Here is a 16950-nt window from a genome sequence, read left to right as displayed (position 1 = left end):
CCGGTCAGCAGGCGGCGAGGATCTCCCCGACGAGGGCGCCGGGGTCGGCCAGGCAGCGCCAGGCCGGAACCACCACCACGGGGTCCCCGGTCGCCCGGTTGAGCGCCTCTCCCCTGGCCAGCAGGTGGCGCAGGGCCCTGCCGTCGGGCTCGCGGTCGAGCAGGAGCAGCAGGCGGCGCGAGCCGAACCGGACCACCATGTCGGCCGTCCACCCCTCGACGGTCTGCTGGAGCACGACCCCCGTGCCGACGGCCCGCAGCTCCTCCACCAGCACGGTGGCGGCCGGGTCCGCGCCGACCACGCAGGTACCCGTGACCATGGCGTCCAGGTCGCCCAGCGGGCCGTCGTCCCCCGACCAGTACCCCCGGTCGCCCACCACGAGGAGCCGCTGCCGGGTCCGGGTGAGCACCGAGGACCACAGGTGGCCCATACCGCGGACCCGGCGCTCGGCGGCCGCGGGCGCGCCGGCGGCGAGCACCGGCGAGAGCACGGTGACGTCCGCGGCGGCACGGTCGCTGTCCAGGAGTTCCGGCCCTCCGACCCTCACCTCGTGCAGCAGGGCGCGCCGGCTCAGCAGCCGGCGGATCAGGGCGACCTGGGGCTGGGTCGGCGCGACCACCGCGACCACCCGCCCCGGGGGCAGGCGGTCGTCGACCTCCCCCACCACCACCGCCACGCGGTACGCCTCGTCGCGGTTGACGAAGGACGCGCCCGGCACCGCCTCGCAGGATCCGGCGACGTCGCGCCACTCGAACGGCGGACCGCAGCGCGGGTCGGGGTCGGTGCGCACCACGATCCTTCCGCCGTAGCAGTGCCGGGACGCGGCCCCGGCGAGCAGGGGCGGGGCGCCGTCGTGCTCGTCCAGCCACAGCATGGCCGGTGCGGCCCGGTGGAGGGCGCGCATCGCGGAACCCGAACCGTGGCGCAGCCCGCGGGCGTCCAGCTGGTCGGGCGCCAGGCCCGCGGCGGCCAGGGCCCGGCGCTCCTCGTCGGGCTCCAGGACCGTGGTCGGCCCGGGGTGCGCCGGGTCCCCGAACACCACGGCCCGGCCGGCCCTGTAGAGCGCCGGCAGCAGCTCGGCGACCCGGGTGCGCTCCGCGCCGAGGACGACGACCAGGTCGAACAGGCCCGCCTGCGGCGGCAGGGCCCTGACCTGGTCGGTGCGGCAGGTCCACGCGGGCAGGGCGTCCAACAGGCTGGCGACCCCGGGCCACCCGTTGCCGTGGTGCCAGTCGAGGGTCTCCAGCCGGTTCTCGACGGCCGCCCGGCCGCGCCGCAGGCGGGGTCCGGAGACGGACCGCAGGCAGGCGGCGCTGGACCTGCGGTGCCGGGCGAGGGCGTCGGCCAGCTCGGAGGTGAGCTCTCCCAGGGGCGCGCACCGGGTGCGCCGGTCGACGGCGGAGCGCCACTCGCTCTCCATCCGGGCGACCGCTCCCAGGCGGTCGAGGTTGTCGGGGTCGGTGCTGACGCCCAGTTCGCGGCGGATGGCGCCGCGGTGCTGGAAGCCGACGAAACCGCCCGCACGGGCGCGCTCGGTCCGGTGCAGCCAGTACTCGGGGCCCCCGCGCTCGGGGGTGAAGAGGGTGTCGGGGTCCCAGCCCCGGGCGATGCCGCGTCCGCGCTCCTCCGCGAGCTGGGCGAGGGCGTGCCCGCCGGAGGCCATGGTGTCCATGTCCCTCCAGGCCCCGCGGACCCGGGCCCAGTCCTCGGCGAGGGCGGCCCAGTGGGCGGCGGGGTCCTCCCCGGCGGAGCCGGGGCCGGAGGCGGGCAGGCCGCCGGCCTGCTCGGCGAGGAGCCTGGTGAGCATCCGGGCCTCTTCGGCGCGGTGCCCGCGTCCGCCGACGCGCACCACGGGGTGCGCGGGAGAGGTGTCGGCCCTGGCCGCGGTCTCGTCGATGTCGGTCTCCGTCCTCCCGCAGACCAGGACGCGCTGGCCGTTGCTGACGGCGGTGCGGACGATGGCGTCCACCAGGTCGTGGGCGCCGCTCCCGGGCGGGGCGGCGGCCACGGTGATCTGCTCGCTCATGGCGGCGCGCAGGATCGCGTACTGGGCCTGGTCGAGCGGGGTGGCGGAGACCGGGACGGTGGCGTCGTCCGCGCCGTCCGCCTCCGCGGTGTCGCGGGCGGCGCGGCGGGCTGCGGCCCGCCCTCCCCTGAAGAGCCGCCCCGGGGCGTCGGCGGGGTCGGGCCCGGCCCCGCGCCCGGCGGACGGCTGCCCGAGCAGGGGCTCCAGCGCGGTCCCGGTGACGGCGTCGGGGTCGAGGCCGGCGCGGTCGGAGGGATCGAGGTCGGCGAGGACGCCCTCGACCGTCCCGGGTTCGGCGCCCTCGGCCTCGGCCTGCCCGCTGGGCCCGGCCAGGAAGACCACGGCGACGTTGTGCGCCCCTCCCTCGACGGTGCGCGGGGCGCCCCGGGTGGCGAGGGGGTCGATGTCGTCGACCCGTTCGATCTCCAGGCGGGTGAGGAGGCCCCGGACCTTGGCGGCGAGGTCGGCGACCGCGGCGGGGCGGCGCGCGGGGTCGGGGGCGCCGGACCTCAGCCGCGCGCGGAGCTCGAACAGGTCCTCGGGGTCGGTGATGCCCAGGCGTGTCAGGAGGCCGGTGTTGACGTCGGGCGGCCCCACGGCCCTGACCAGGGGCACGTCCGGTTCGCGGCGGCTCTCGTCGATGTCGTCCACGACCCGCACGTCGACGGTCAGCAGGGGCAGCGCGACCCGGTTCCCGCCCTCGCGGAGGACGACGAGCGGGTACCCGTAGCGCAGCGCCTGCCCCCGGCGCCGGCCCAGGCGCAGGACCCTGGCGGCCTCCGGGTGGGGCGGGAGGGTCTCCCCCGCCCCGCTGAACAGGACCTCGGGTCCCTCCGGGAGGCAGGCGCAGGTGTCGGAGTCGAGGCTGTCGGCTCTGACGGCGTGGGTGTGCACGGCCTCGCGGCGCACGCAGGCGCGCAGGTAGGCGAGGAGGGAGCGCACCTCGGAGCGGTCGATGGGCGGCTTCCAGCGGAGCGAGGCGGCGCCGACCCCCGTCCGGCCGGCCGGTCCTTGGACGGGGGCGGCGCCGGGGATCCCCGTCACCCTTCCCGGACCGATCCCCTCGTCGATCTCCTGCGCGTCGTCCCGTAGTGACCTCACGTCGCCCCCCGCACCCCGCCCGTGTGACCAAGCGGTTACACGCTGCTATCGGGGTCCATTGTGGAGGATGGAGCAACCCCGGATCCCGGGAACGCGGGAACCCGCCCGATTTTCACCGTGCGCGGCGTCGGCCGGGCCGGGCCTACCGGCCGGGAACGCCGCGGAGGCGGAGGGCGATCCAGAGCTCGGCGCGGTGGTCGGGGTCGTCCAGGTCGCCGGGGAGCAGCTCGCGGATGCGGTTCATCCGGTAGCGGAGCGTGTGGCGGTGGACGCCGAGGGCCTCCGCGGCCGCGTCCCAGCGGCCCGACGCGGCGAGGTAGGCGCGCAGCGAGGCGAGGAGCTCGGCGGCGGCCCGCTCCCGGAGGAGCGGCGCGAGCAGGTCGCCGGCCATGCGCGCCCCGGCGGGGCTGTCCGCCAGGCCGAGCAGCCCGCCGGGCAGGTCGCCGACACGGACGATCCGCTCCCCGGGGCCCCGCGCGGCGGCGGCCTCCAGCGCGCGCTCCGCCTGGGAGAGCGCCGGGGCGAGGTCGCCGTAGGCCGCCGGCTCGCTCACCCCCACCGGCCCCTCCAGGACCTCCCGGAGCACGTCCTCGCCGATCTCCGAGCCCGCCAGCAGGAGCGCGTTCCCGCCGATCTCGGTGACCAGGACCCCCTCCGGGGGGTGCGCCGGACCTGCCCCTCCGGCGGCGGCCACCACGACCGGAGGGACCGGAAGCGTCTCCCGCAGCCGCTCCGCCCCCGGGTGGAGCGGGTCCAGCGCGCCGGTGAGCAGTGCGGCGAGCACCCCCTCGTGCACCCGCGCGGTACGGCTGTGCGCGGTGCGCTCCAGTTCCAGGGAGAGCAGCGACACCGCGGCGTTGACCAGGGTGCGCTCGTCGGGGCCCAGCACGCCGCCGGTGCCCACGACCAGGAAGCCGCGGACCTGGCGGCCCGTCGCCAGGGGTTGGGCGGACACCTGCTCCCCGACGGAGGTCAGGGACACGCTCGCGCGCATGCCCGCGTCCCGCAGCCGGTCGAGCTCGGGCCCCAGGCCCGTCGCGCGTCCGGCCGCCGACGCGGGCGCGGCGTGGCGGACCGAGCCGTCCGCGGACAGCAGCAGCACCCAGGCCCCGAGGTCGCGGGCCAGGAGGTCCACGATCGCCGGAGCCCCCGTGAGGGCGGCGCGGGTGAGCCCCCGCTGTGCGGCGAAGGCCCGGCTGAGGCCTTCGTACTCCTCCTTGGCCAGGAGGCGGGAGACCTCCTTGCCGACCGCGATGAAGGGGGTCTCCCTGCCGACCTCGACCAGGGCGAGCCCGTACTCGTCCGCGGCCCCGCGGAGCTGTTCGGGGGTCTCCTCCAGGACCACGCCGACGGCGAAGCCCAGCGCGGTGATCCCGCGCTCGGCCAGGCGCCGCGTGTAGTCGCGCAGGTCGGGGACCCCGCCCGCCCAGCGCACACCGGTGGTGAGGAGGAGCTCGCCGCCCTCCAGGTAGGGGGTGGGGTCCTCCAGCTCGCTGACGGCGACCCACTCCACGCGCCGCTCCTGGTTCTCCTGTCCCGCGAGCAGGCTCAGCCGCAGGTGCGGCGTCCGCAGCAGGGCTCCCAGAGTCGGGGGCATCCCTGTCTCCCTCCAGACGTGTCCGTCGTCCGAACCCCGCCGCAGTGGCGCAAGGCCCTCCACCGATTATCCACTGTGTCCATGCACTCTCCGCCCCGGTCGTCCTAGTGTCAGGCGAGTCGGGGAGCCCACCCCCGGCCGGCCCACATCCGTTCCGCCCCGTGCCCACCGCAGAAGGAGGCAGCCGCATGGCAGCGACCCAGGTCGTCCAGTCCCGCCGGATCGTCACCGAGATCCCCGGCCCCAAGTCCCGCGCCATCCAGGAGCGCCGCAGCTCGGCCGTCGCCCAGGGCGTCGGCAGCGTCCTGCCCGTCTACGTCGAGCGCGCGGGCGGCGGCATCGTCGAGGACGTCGACGGCAACGCCCTCATCGACTTCGGGTCCGGCATCGCCGTGACCAACGTCGGCAACGCCGACCCCCGGGTGGTGGAGCGCGCCGCCGAGCAGCTCGCCCGGTTCACCCACACCTGTTTCATGGTGAACCCGTACGAGGCGTACGTGGACGTGTGCGAGGCCCTCAACCGGATCACCCCGGGGGACCACGAGAAGCGGTCCATCCTCCTCAACTCCGGGGCCGAGGCCGTCGAGAACGCGGTGAAGATCGCCCGCAGCGCGACCGGCCGCCAGGCCGTCGTGGTGTTCGACCACGCCTACCACGGCCGCACCAACCTCACCATGGGGCTGACCGCGAAGAACATGCCCTACAAGCAGGGCTTCGGGCCGTTCGCGGGCGAGATCCACCGCATGCCCATGGCCTATCCGTACCGCTGGCCGACCGGTCCGGAGAACTGCGGCCCCGAGGCCGCCGCCATGGTCGTCGACCAGATCACCAAGCAGATCGGCGCCCGCAACGTCGCGGCCGTGGTGATCGAGCCGATCCAGGGCGAGGGCGGTTTCATCGAGCCGGCGCCGGGCTTCCTGCCCGCGGTGGCCGAGTTCTGCCGCGCCAACGGGATCGTGTTCGTCGCGGACGAGGTGCAGACCGGCTTCGCGCGCACCGGCGACATGTTCGCCTGCGACCACGAGGGCGTCGTCCCGGACCTGATCACGACGGCCAAGGGCATCGCGGGCGGCCTCCCGCTGGCCGCGGTGACCGGCCGCGCCGAGCTCATGGACGCCGTGCACAGCGGGGGCCTCGGCGGCACCTACGGCGGCAACCCCGCCGCGTGCGCGGCGGCCCTGGCGGCGCTCGACGCGATCGGGTCCGACGACCTGGTCGGGCGCGCCCGGGAGATCGGCGAGCTGATGCTGGGGCGCCTGCGCGAGCTGGCCTCCCGGCACGACGTGATCGGCGACGTGCGCGGCCGCGGCGCGATGATCGCGATCGAGCTGGTCGCGGGCGAGGACAAGGCCCCCGCCCCCGAGGCGCTCGCCAAGGTCCTGGCGCACTGCCACTCCCAGGGGCTGATCCTGCTGAGCGCGGGCACCTACGGCAACGTGATCCGCATGCTGCCGCCGCTGGTCATCGGCGACGACCTCCTGCACGAGGGTCTGGACATCCTGGCCGAGGCGTTCGGCCGCCTCTGACCGGTCCCCGGCGGCGCCGGGCCCCGCGGGGCCCGGCGCCGCCGCGTTCCCGGGGCCTCAGCGCTCGTCGCGCACCGAGTCCAGCGACAGGAGCGCCACGTGCAGGGACACGCAGGTCTCCACCGAGTCCAGGTCCGCTTCGAGGACGTGGGAGACGCGCCGCAGCCGGTCGTAGAACGCGGGGCGGGACAGGTGGGCGCGGTTCGCCGCCAGCGCCTTGTTGCGGCCTGCGCCGAGGTAGTGCCGGAGCATGTCGGTGAGGTCGCTCCCGTGCCGGGCGTCGTGGTCCAGGAGGGGGCCCAGCTCGCGCTCGACGTAGGTCTGCAGCCGCTCGTCGTCCCGGAACAGGTGGAGCAGGCCGCGCAGGTGGAGGTCGGGCAGCCGGTAGAAGGGCCGGTCGTCGCTCTGGCGGACGGCCACGTCCCCGACCTGGCGCGCCTCCAGGAAGGAGCGCCGCACCTCCCGGATGCCGTCGACGGAGGAGCCGACGGCCAGCACGGCCGCGTCCCCGATCGCGCCCCGCACCCGTTCGGAGAGCATGTACAGGGTCGGGTCGAGCCGCTGCCTGCCGGGCAGCGCGAGCAGGATCCCCACGCGCAGGTCGTCCAGCGAGCCGACCAGGGCGGGCAGGCGCAGTTCGCGGCACGCGCGCGCGGCCCCCTCCGCCGTGTCGGACAGCCGGGCCTGGGCGGCGAGGCCGGTCCCGCTCTCGCGCAGGCGCAGCACCACCCCCACGAGCTCGCGTCCGTTGAGCGGGACGCCCACGGCCCGGGCCCGGACCAGCGCCTCCTCCGGGTCGGAGTAGGCGCGGTCGACGATGCCGGCGATGATCGTCCGGTGCGTCTGCCGCTCCAGGCTCTCCTCGTGGCGTTCGAGCAGCCGGCCCAGGGCCAGGGTGGTGGCGGCGCGTTCGATGAGCATGCTCTGGCGCGGGGTGGGGCCGGCCCCGGCGACGAGGATCAGCCTCCCCCAGTCCTGCCCGCGCGCCCCGACCGTGGTGACCAGCCACCCGGTGGCGGGCACGTGGACGGTGCGCGAACCCGAGCGGACGGCGCGCGAGCGGCTCTCCCAGGAGGTGAGCAGGGTGCCGGGGTCCTCGCCGTTGAGGTCGCAGGCCAGCACCTGGTGGGTGAGGTTCTCCAGGACCACGGGGCAGCCGGACAGCTGGGCCACCTCGTGCAGGATGCGGTCGGCGTCGGCGCCCTCCACCGACAGCTGGGTGAACACCGAGTGCAGCTTCTCGGACTCGCGCAGCTCCTCCAGCTGCTCGTTGACGACGCGGATGTGCACGGCCTCGGTGATCTCGACGAACCTGGCCTCGCGGTCCAGCAGGACGACCGGCACCCCGGCGTCGCGGGCGGCGTCGAGGAAGGCGGGGGGCAGCTCGGCGTGGTACTTGCGCCCGAGCTCGACCGCGATGCCGCTGACGCCCACGGCGGCGAGGTCGTCGATGTAGCGGCGGAGGGCCTCGGGGTCGTCGGGCAGGGCGATGCCGGTGCTGAGCACCAGCTCTCCGCCCCGGAGCAGGTGGGCGAGGTCGGTGACCTCGGCGATGTGGACCCAGCGCACGGCCACGTCGTCGAGCAGTTCGGCCCCGACCACGACCCGGGGGCGGGCGCGTCGCAGCGCGGGGAGCCGGAGGACCTCGGCGAGGGTGGGGAGCACCGGCCCATTCTAGGAGACCGCCTCGGACGCGGTGTCGGTGTGGGGCCGCCCGTCCTTACACGGTGTCCGCGCCGCGGGCCCGCGTCCCCGGGTCGGAGCGCCGCCGACCGTCCTTGACAGAGCGTAAACCCGGCCACCATGTTGTCAACACGGTGATCCTGGCCATCCGGGTGGGAGCGGGCGAGACTGGAGCCATGTCGGAACTTCTCTCGCGCCACCGCGCGGTCATGCCCTCCTGGCTGCCCCTCTACTACGACTCCCCGCTGGAGATCACCAGCGGCAAGGGCGCCCGTGTCACGGACGCCGACGGCAACACGTACCTGGACTTCTTCACCGGCATCGTGACCAACATGCTCGGCTACGACGTGGCCGAGGTCCGGGAGGCCGTCGAGCGCCAGCTCGCCAAGGGGGTCGTGCACACCTCCACGCTGTACCTGATCCGCAACCAGGTCGAGCTGGCGGAGAGGATCGCCGGCCTGTCGGGCATCCCGGACGCGAAGGTCTTCTTCACCAACTCGGGCACCGAGGCCAACGAGACCGCCCTGCTGCTGGCCACGTTCGCGCGGGGGAGCGACGAGGTGCTGGCGATGCGCGGCAGCTACCACGGGCGCTCCTTCGGCACCGTGGCGGTGACCGGCAACCGTGCGTGGAAGAACTCCTCCCTGTCACCGCTGAACGTGCACTACCTGCACGGCACCGACCACGCCGCTCCCGCCTTCCGGAGGATGTCGGACCGCGAGTACGTCGAGGCGTGCGTCGCCGACCTGCGCGACGTCCTGGACACGGCCGCGCCCGGCGTGGCGTGCCTGATCGCCGAGCCGATCCAGGGCGTGGGCGGGTTCGCGATGCCGCCGGACGGCCTGTACGCCGCGTACAAGGAGGTCCTGGACGAGCACGGCATCCTTTTCGTGTCCGACGAGGTGCAGACGGGGTGGGGCCGGACGGGGACGAGCTTCTTCGGCATCGGCAACCACGGGGTGACCCCGGACGCCATGACCTTCGCCAAGGGGCTGGGCAACGGCTTCGCGGTGGGCGGTGTCGTGGCCCGCGGCGACCTGATGGACCGGCTGGGCGCGCTGGGCGTGGCCACGTTCGGCGGCAACCCGGTGGCGATGGCGGCCGCGGGGGCGACCCTGGACTACGTGCTGGAGCACGACCTCCAGGGGAACGCGCGGCGGCAGGGCTCCCTGATCATGGAGGGGCTGAAGGCGCTGACCGCCCTGCCGAGCGTGAAGGACGTGCGCGGCAAGGGGCTGATGTTCGCCGTGGAGATGTCCGACCCCGCCACGGGCGCCCCGGCGCCGGCGCTGGCCGGACGGGTCCAGGAGGAGACCCGGGAGCGGGGACTGCTGGTGGGCAAGGGGGGCGTGCACGGCAACGTGCTGCGGATGGCCCCGCCCCTGACGCTGTCGCAGGAGGAGGCCGTGGAGGGCCGCGACGTGCTGCTGGACGCGGTGCACGCCGTGAACGACGGGGCCTGAGGCCCCCGCGGGGCCCGGTGTGCCGGAGGGGCCGGTGTGACTGCGGGTCCCCCATTCAGGGGATTCCCCGGCCCCCTCCGCGCACGCCCGCGCCCCCGCACCTGTGGACAACGCCTGTGGACGAGGAGAGGGATCACATGAGCAAGCACGTCACCCACTGGATCGGCGGGCGCGCCCACGAGGGGGCCGCCGGGCGACGGGGCGACATCCACGACCCGGCGTCCGGCCGGGTCTCGGGCACGGTCGACCTGGCCGGGGCCGGGGAGGTCGACGCGGCGGTCGCCGCCGCGCGGGAGGCCTTCCCGGGATGGCGGGACACCCCGCTCTCCCGGCGCGTGCAGATCCTGTTCCGCTTCCGCGAACTCCTCGCCCGCGACCAGGACCGCCTCGCGGAGCTGATCAGCGCCGAGCACGGCAAGGTGTTCTCCGACGCCCGGGGCGAGGTGGCCCGCGGCCTGGAGGTCGTGGACTTCGCCTGCGGCATCCCGCACCTGCTCAAGGGCGGCTACTCCGAGAACGTGTCCACCGGCGTGGACTCCTACTCGATCCTCCAGCCGCTCGGCGTGGTCGCCGGGATCACCCCGTTCAACTTCCCCGCCATGGTGCCGATGTGGATGTTCCCGATCGCCATCGCCTGCGGCAACACGTTCGTGCTCAAGCCCAGCGAGAAGGACCCGTCGGCGGCCGTGCTGCTGGCCGGGCTGTGGGCCGAGGCGGGGCTGCCCGCCGGGGTGTTCAACGTCGTGCACGGCGACAAGGAGGCGGTGGACGCCGTCCTGGAGCACCCCGGCGTGGCCGCGGTCAGCTTCGTGGGCTCCACCCCGATCGCCCGGTACGTCTACCGGACCGCCGCCGGGCACGGCAAGCGCGTGCAGGCGCTGGGCGGGGCCAAGAACCACATGGTGGTGCTGCCCGACGCCGACCTGGACCTGGCGGCGGACTCAGCGGTGTCGGCCGGTTTCGGCTCGGCGGGCGAGCGCTGCATGGCCATCTCGGCGGTGGCCGTGGTCGACTCCGTGGCGGACGGGCTGGTCGAGAGGATCCGTGACCGGGTGTCCCGGCTGAGGGTCGGTCCCGGCGACGACGACCGCAGCGACATGGGCCCGCTGGTCACGCGGGAGCACCGCGACAAGGTCGCCTCGTACCTGGAGTCGGGGGTCCGCGAGGGCGCGACCCTGGCGATCGACGGCCGGGTGCACCCGGTCCCGGACGGGGATCCCGGCGGCTTCTGGCTGGGTCCCTCACTGCTCGACCGCGTCGGCCCGGAGATGGCCTGTTACCGGGACGAGATCTTCGGCCCGGTGCTGAGCGTGCTGCGCGTGCGCGACTACGACGAGGCGGTGGAGCTGGTCAACGCCAACCCGTACGGCAACGGGACCGCGATCTTCACCAACGACGGCGGCGCCGCGCGCCGGTTCCAGAACGAGGTCCAGGTCGGCATGGTCGGGATCAACGTCCCGATCCCCGTGCCGGTGGCCTACTACTCGTTCGGCGGATGGAAGCAGTCGCTCTTCGGCGACTCCCACGCACACGGCACGGAGGGTGTCCACTTCTACACCCGCACGAAGGCGGTCACGGCGCGCTGGACCGACCCGGGGCGGCGGCCCTCCGGCGGCGTCGACCTGGGGTTCCCCACCAACGGCTAGTCCGAGTTCGGGGAAATACCGGACGGATGTCTCTCACTGACGGTCGGCGGGGGACGACACGGAGTATCGTTGTCCCCGGAAGCCCCTCACGGGGCGTGTTCGGCGGCGTCGGCCGTCACAGGAGACCATCCGGGATAGACGCGCTCATTTCCCCTCCTCCCCGATGGAAGCGGGCGCGTCAGCGGAAGCGCTCCGGGTCCGTCTCTCCCCCTGGACCCGGAGCGCGACCGTCCTGCCGCTCCTACCGCACCGCGAACAGCCGTTCACCGGCGGGTATCCCCGGATCGACGCCGATGATCCCCGCACACTCCTCACAACCGAAGACGCGGCTTCCGTCGGGAAGCTCTCCGAGGACCTTTCGGGGCCGCGGCCACTTGGCGTGGCAGACGACGCAGGCATCCCCCATGCACTGCGCCCCGCTCAGCGATCCCGGGTCGTAGACGTAGGTGTCGTGTGAGTCGTCAGGCAGCGTGTCTGGATCGCACATCGTGCTCGTTCCGCGCAATGTCCTTGCTCCCCCCGTGGTTTAGGACAGTCTGGCGGGCCGATAGTTACCGGCTCTTTATTGAATCAGAAGCGCTGGGCGCCTGGAAGGGTCCGGACCGAACTAAATCACTCCGTGCAGGGAGATCATAACCCTAAGTGATCAAGTCTGGGAAGACCCCTGTCGCCAACTGCATGTTCATACCCTTTGTCTGATATCTACAACGGGCTCGCCGCGCGCCCTTCAGCCCGAAGGACGCTCACAGACCGAGAAACGGCGCAGTGACAGCGCGGGATTGATCCCCCGCACTTCCTCGACCCTGTCGGCCGAAACCTGGGCCGTGGCGATCGCGAAGGACTGCTCCCCCAGGGCCGCGACGGGGGTCCCCATCGGGTCGACCACCATGCTGTTGCCCGAGCCCGTCGGGGCCGCCTGGCCGGACGCCGCGACGTACACGGTGTTCTCGATGGCACGGGCGCGGGCCAGCGTCCGCCAGTGCTCCTCCTTCAGCGGGCCGGGAACCCACTGCGCCGCCAGCAGCACCACGTGCGCCCCCGCGTCGACGATCCGCCGCGTCACCTCGGGGAAGCGCAGGTCGTAGCAGGTCTGGAGTCCGAACACCACACCGTCCACGGCGAAGGTCTCCGGCTCCTCGACGGGCCCGGGCCTCAGCACGTCCGACTCCCTCACGCCGAACGCGTCGTACAGGTGGATCTTGCGGTAGCGCGCCACCCGGTCCCCGTCCGGGGAGAGGGCCACCAGGGTGTTCGTGAAGCGCTCCGGGTCCTCCCCCGCCTCGTTGACGCCCAGGACGACGTGCACGCCCTCCCGGCGGGCGGTGTCCGCGACCGACGAGACGAAGGGGCCGTCCAGGGGCTCGGCCGCCTCGACGTAGCGGTGGTCCATGCGCGACGCCGTGAACATCGCGTACTCGGGGAAGAGGACCACGCGCGCGCCCTCCGCGGCGGCGCGCGCGGTCAGCCGCGCCACCGAGCGCCGGTTCTCCGCCTTGTCCCGCCCGGGGGCGAACTGGGCGACCGCGACCTGCACCATGGACCTCTCCTCGTGGTTGTGGGGGCGCCCGGGGGCGCCGTGACCCGAGTGTACGACCGCTTCCCCGCCCGGCCCGGCGGCGGACGCGGGTGCGCCACGCCCTTGCCGAGCAACCGAACACGCGTTCAGTGTGATGGGCATGTGTCCGGCCACCGCGCCCCGGAGGGGTCGGCCGGGGTACGCAAGCCGACGGTCGACGGCGCCCCGGCCCTTCCCCGCCGAGGCGTGGACGGCCTCCCGGGCTCTCAGGCTCCGGGGTCCGTCCACGCCTCGGCCGCCTCGTGCAGGCGCAGCAGCCGGTCCCAGTGGGCGGAGACGGTGACCCGCCCGTCGGGGGTGAGCCGGACGGTGGTGCGGGGGCGGCCCGTGGCGCGACCGGCGGGCCGTGGGCGGCGGGCCCGACCCGGATCAGGGCAGGAAGGACATCGCCCAGGCGGGGGCGAACACCACGACGAGGAACCGCGCGGTGCGGGTGGCGAAGGTGACCGCGCAGAACAGCACGACGTTCATGCGCACCACCCCGGCCAGCACCGACACCACCACGAACGGCGGGACGCTGGCGAAGGAGCTCAGGGCCACCAGCCCCGCGCCCCAGGCGGGGCGCGCCTCCGCCTTGCGCCGCCATCCCTCGGCGCGCTCCGCCCACTTGCCCGGGGTCTGCGCCTTGCGGCGCATCCACGGCACGGCGATCGTGCCCCTTCCCACGTAGAAGTAGGGCAGTTTGCCGAGGGTCTGCCCCAGCCCCGCGGCGACGGCCATCGCGACGAGGGCGCCGTCGTCCATGGCGACGACGGCGCCCACCAGGTAGATCTCGATGTTGATCACCGGGACGGCCCCGGAGACGAGGGCGACCGCGAAGGCCAGCGCTGTCTCGATCACCTGCCGCCCCCGGGCCCGGCCCCGGTCAGTTCTCGGCCGCCGCGAGCTGCCCGCAGGCCCCGTCGATCTCCTGTCCACGCGTGTCGCGAACCGTGACCGACACCCCGTGCGCCTGGAGCCGCCGGACGAACTCGCGCTCGTCCTCCGGCCGCGAGGCCGTCCACTTGGAACCGGGGGTGGGGTTGAGCGGGATGAGGTTGACGTGCACCAGGTGGCCCTTGAGGAGCTTGCCGAGCAGGTCGGCCCGCCACGCCTGGTCGTTGATGTCCTTGATGAGCGCGTACTCGATGGAGACCCGGCGGCCGGTGGTCCCGGCGTAGCGCCAGGCGGCGTCCAGGACCTCCCCGACCTTCCAGCGGGTGTTGATCGGCACCAGCTCGTCCCGCAGCTCGTCGTCGGGGGCGTGCAGGGAGATCGCGAGGCGGACCTGCATCCTCTCGTCGATGAGCTTGTTGATCGCGGGCACCAGACCGACGGTCGACACGGTCACGCCGCGCTGAGAGATGCCCATGCCGTTGGGCACGGGGTCGGTGATGCGGCGCACCGTCTGGAGGACGCGCTTGTAGTTGGCCATGGGCTCCCCCATGCCCATGAACACGATGTTGCTGATCCGGCCCGGCCCCCCGGCGACCTCGCCGCGCGCCAGGTCGCGGGCGCTGGCGACGACCTGCTCCACGATCTCGCCCGTGGACAGGTTGCGGGTCAGGCCCGCCTGGCCGGTGGCGCAGAACGGGCAGTTCATGCCGCAGCCGGCCTGTGAGGAGATGCACAGGGTCACGCGGTCCGGGTAGCGCATGAGCACGGACTCGAACAGGACCCCGTCGAACGCCTTCCACAGGGTCTTGCGCGTCATCCCCTTGTCGGCGGTGACGTGCCTGACGGGCGTCAGGAGGGTGGGCAGCAGGGCTTCGCCGAGGCGTGCCCGGGACTCCGCCGGCAGGTCGGTCATCGCTTCGGTGTCCGACTCCAGCCCGCCGAAGTAGTGCTTGGCGAGCTGCTTGGCACGGAAGGGCTTCTCCCCCAGTTCGGTGACGACCTCGGCCCGCTCCTCGGGGCTGAGGTCGGCCAGGTGCCGGGGAGGCTTGGCACGGCGCGGGGCGACAAAGGTGAGCTCGGCGGGCATAGAGAGTCCGTAAGGGGTGGAGTCGATGGTCTCGGCCCGGCGCGGGTGGCAGCGGCTCGGGTCGTTATACGACCTATACGCGGCTGCGGTGCAGCTCCGCCTGTCAGGGCACTACCGTCGATTCTACGCACTGTGTGGACGGCCCGGACGAGTTCGTCCACCAGCCACGACAATCAGGGGATCGGCGCGTTGGAGGGCCGGTGACAGGGATCGACGTCCTGCTCGACGAGATCAGCCCGTACCAGAGCCGCCGTGTCGTGGTGGAGTGCGACTCCCACACCACGGCCGCCTACCTGCTGGACGCCCGGGGCCGCATCCGGGTGCCCGTGTGGCTGGCCAACCACGAGATGGCCCCCCGCACGAGCGAGTCGGGCGGGCTGTACGAGGGCCAGGCGCCCCTCATGCCGGAGGCGTACACCAAGCACCCGCAGGGCCGTCCACGCTTCGACCCCTCGTGCCTGCGCGCGGTGTGGTTCGAGGAGGGCGACGGCGTGGCCCTGGTCGACGAGGAGGGCCTGCTCGCGGTCATCCCCGGCTGGGCCGAGGCGGACAGCGGGCTCCCCGGCTACGCGCGGGAGGCCATCGGCCGCAGCGCCTACGCCTGGGAGCTGGACTCGGTGCGCGGCCAGCTGTGGCCGCGCGTCGTGCACGCCGAGGCCTACTGGGACTGGCGCCGCGCCTCGGGGGCGTGGCGGAGCGTGCAGCGCACCGTCCTGAGCCACCTCAACCGCCGCGTCGGCGAGCCCGGCCACTACTGGGACGTGTCCGACGGGCACCCGCCCCTGCTCCGCGTGTCCGAGCGCCCGCCCACGGCGGAGCGCCCGTTCACGGTCCTGTCCACCGTCGGGATGTGCGGCCAGCGCATGCCCACCCTGGACCGCTACATGGCCAACACCTCCCAGCACGCGCGCGTCGAACTGGCCCTGGCCACGACCATGCCCGCCCACCGGGCCGCCAGGATCTTCCGGTGGATCGGCGCGTTCCCCTGGCGGGCGGTCACGTGGTTCGGCACCGGCCACACGGTCAAGTGGCTGGACAACCCCGAGGACCGCGCGATGCGCGGCGGCGCGGGCGCGGTCCTGCTGATGGAGGACCCGGCCCCCCTGGTCGCGCACCCCGACCACCGGCCGCTGGACACCTCCGGGCTCTCCTTCCAGGGGGATCCGGTGCGCTGGCTGTGGATCGTGCCGATCACCCGGCCCGAGCACCTGTTCGCCAAGGAGCACGACAGCGCCACCCTCGTCGAGAAGCTGGCGGCCGAGGGGCGCAGCTGGGTCCTGGAGTAGCCCCGGACCGGGGAGGCGGCGCCGCCTCCCCGGTCCGCCCGGAACGGCCGTGCCCGGCCCGGCCGACGCCGAACGGGGTCAGCTGGCGATGCCGCGGCGGCCCCTCACCTGGCTGAGCATCTGGTGGAAGCGCACCATGTCCTCGTCGCTGAAGCGCTCCACGAAGCTGAGCAGCGTGGCGCGCGGGTCGGGGCCCGTGTTGAGGACCTCGTCCATCACCCGCGCGGTGTACTCGGCGTGCGTCTCCCGGGGCCAGTACACCCAGGCGCGCCCGCACTTCTCCCGGTCCAGCAGAGCCTTGTGGAAGAGGATGTTCGCGACCGTCATGACGGTCGTGTAGGCGATGTCGCGGTCGTAGACCATGTTCTCGCGGACCTGGCGCACCGAGAGCGGTGTGTCCGACCGCCACAGCGCGTCCATGATGGCCGCCTCCAGTTCCCCCAGCCCCCTCATGGGCCTCCCCTACCCCGCGACGTCGGTGTGCTCGTCACCGAGATCGTAGACAGCGCGGGGCCCGTTCCGTGGGAGAACTCCGGAGAGCGCGCAGATCCGCGCATCCTCGGCGTCCCGGACCGGCGTTTCACCCGTCGGCGGCCCGCGGGGACCAGGGAAAGAGGCGGGACGCCGACCACCGGGCCACCCGGGCACGGGGAGGGGGGGTCCGCGGCCGGGCCCGGGTCCCCCCGCCTCCGCTGGGAAACGCCGGCGGCGGGGACCCGGCCGTCCTGCCCGGCCGCTCACACCCACTCCGACGCGGTCCGGCCGCCGACGGTTCCCGCCCTCCCGGGACCCCCGAGTGGCACGCGCCACACCCCGGTTGGCCGAACGAGGACAGTGTCTTCACATCTCAAAATCCCCTGAAATCAACACAAAACAGACGGCATAACAACGCTGCGCTTAGTTACCCGTGCGTAGGGAGAGCGGCGATGTGAAACATTGTTACCTATCTCCTAGTTTCAACAACGCCCGGGTTCCCCGCGAGGAGGCCGGTACAAGTAGCCTGGTATCCGACGAGTGCTGGCCAGGTCAGATGCTTCCCGCATGCGCGGGGATGCTCCCACGTTCCTTCGAGCCCGCCTTGCC

At 73.8% G+C, this 16950-nt stretch carries 12 protein-coding genes; 4 read left to right on the top strand and 8 right to left on the bottom strand.

Going from position 1 to position 16950, the window contains the following annotated elements; genetic code table 11:
• Nucleotides 1-4: 4 nt before the first annotated feature.
• Nucleotides 5-3127, bottom strand: coding sequence for a DNA helicase (locus ACFQBR_RS18105; RefSeq protein WP_378553889.1), 3123 nt, complete (start codon nucleotides 3125-3127; stop codon nucleotides 5-7).
• 142 nt (nucleotides 3128-3269) lie between these two features.
• Nucleotides 3270-4724: a PucR family transcriptional regulator gene (locus ACFQBR_RS18100; RefSeq protein WP_344179722.1), complete on the bottom strand. Its 1455-nt coding sequence runs from the start codon at nucleotides 4722-4724 to the stop codon at nucleotides 3270-3272.
• A gap of 188 nt (nucleotides 4725-4912) precedes the next feature.
• Here ACFQBR_RS18100 and gabT point away from each other — a divergent pair, with 188 nt between their 5' ends.
• Entirely contained in the window at nucleotides 4913-6250 is a 1338-nt protein-coding gene (gene gabT, locus ACFQBR_RS18095) for a 4-aminobutyrate--2-oxoglutarate transaminase (RefSeq protein WP_267948379.1), read from the top strand.
• A gap of 57 nt (nucleotides 6251-6307) precedes the next feature.
• Here gabT and ACFQBR_RS18090 read toward each other — a convergent pair whose 3' ends face one another.
• Complete coding sequence (locus tag ACFQBR_RS18090) at nucleotides 6308-7915, bottom strand: PucR family transcriptional regulator (RefSeq protein ID WP_344179726.1); 1608 nt, start codon at nucleotides 7913-7915, stop codon at nucleotides 6308-6310.
• Between the two features lie 194 nt (nucleotides 7916-8109).
• Between ACFQBR_RS18090 and ACFQBR_RS18085 the strand changes: the two genes are divergently transcribed.
• Together ACFQBR_RS18085 and ACFQBR_RS18080 are read left to right on the top strand one after the other, a co-directional pair.
• Nucleotides 8110-9396 (top strand): aspartate aminotransferase family protein, encoded by a 1287-nt coding sequence (locus ACFQBR_RS18085; protein ID WP_267948377.1) that lies wholly within the window; start codon nucleotides 8110-8112, stop codon nucleotides 9394-9396.
• Between the two features lie 137 nt (nucleotides 9397-9533).
• Nucleotides 9534-11042 (top strand): CoA-acylating methylmalonate-semialdehyde dehydrogenase, encoded by a 1509-nt coding sequence (locus tag ACFQBR_RS18080; RefSeq protein WP_267948376.1) that lies wholly within the window; start codon nucleotides 9534-9536, stop codon nucleotides 11040-11042.
• 241 nt (nucleotides 11043-11283) lie between these two features.
• On the opposite strand, the gene ACFQBR_RS18075 is transcribed toward ACFQBR_RS18080, so the two are convergent.
• The 4 genes from ACFQBR_RS18075 to rlmN form a co-directional block, all read right to left on the bottom strand.
• Nucleotides 11284-11529, bottom strand: a complete 246-nt coding sequence (locus tag ACFQBR_RS18075; protein ID WP_267948375.1) for a hypothetical protein — start codon at nucleotides 11527-11529, stop codon at nucleotides 11284-11286.
• Nucleotides 11530-11769: 240 nt separating this feature from the next.
• A complete protein-coding gene (locus ACFQBR_RS18070; protein ID WP_267948374.1) occupies nucleotides 11770-12579 on the bottom strand; it encodes a carbon-nitrogen hydrolase family protein in 810 nt (269 codons plus the stop codon).
• A gap of 408 nt (nucleotides 12580-12987) precedes the next feature.
• A complete protein-coding gene (locus tag ACFQBR_RS18065) occupies nucleotides 12988-13458 on the bottom strand; it encodes a hypothetical protein (protein ID WP_344179729.1) in 471 nt (156 codons plus the stop codon).
• A gap of 25 nt (nucleotides 13459-13483) precedes the next feature.
• On the bottom strand, nucleotides 13484-14581 hold the full coding sequence (rlmN, locus tag ACFQBR_RS18060; RefSeq protein ID WP_267948370.1) for a dual-specificity RNA methyltransferase RlmN: 1098 nt from the start codon (nucleotides 14579-14581) through the stop codon (nucleotides 13484-13486).
• Nucleotides 14582-14781: 200 nt separating this feature from the next.
• Here rlmN and ACFQBR_RS18055 point away from each other — a divergent pair, with 200 nt between their 5' ends.
• Entirely contained in the window at nucleotides 14782-15867 is a 1086-nt protein-coding gene (locus tag ACFQBR_RS18055; protein ID WP_267948369.1) for a suppressor of fused domain protein, read from the top strand.
• 78 nt (nucleotides 15868-15945) lie between these two features.
• On the opposite strand, the gene ACFQBR_RS18050 is transcribed toward ACFQBR_RS18055, so the two are convergent.
• Nucleotides 15946-16320 carry a BlaI/MecI/CopY family transcriptional regulator gene (locus tag ACFQBR_RS18050; protein ID WP_267948368.1) on the bottom strand — a complete coding sequence of 125 codons (375 nt, stop codon included), beginning with the start codon at nucleotides 16318-16320 and terminating at the stop codon, nucleotides 15946-15948.
• Nucleotides 16321-16950 lie beyond the last annotated feature (630 nt).

Source organism: Nocardiopsis tropica (assembly GCF_042660575.1).
Taxonomy (GTDB): Bacteria; Actinomycetota; Actinomycetes; order Streptosporangiales; family Streptosporangiaceae; genus Nocardiopsis; species Nocardiopsis tropica.
The sequence above is the reverse complement of the archived record's forward strand: the minus strand, read 5'-3'. Positions and strand labels throughout refer to the sequence as shown.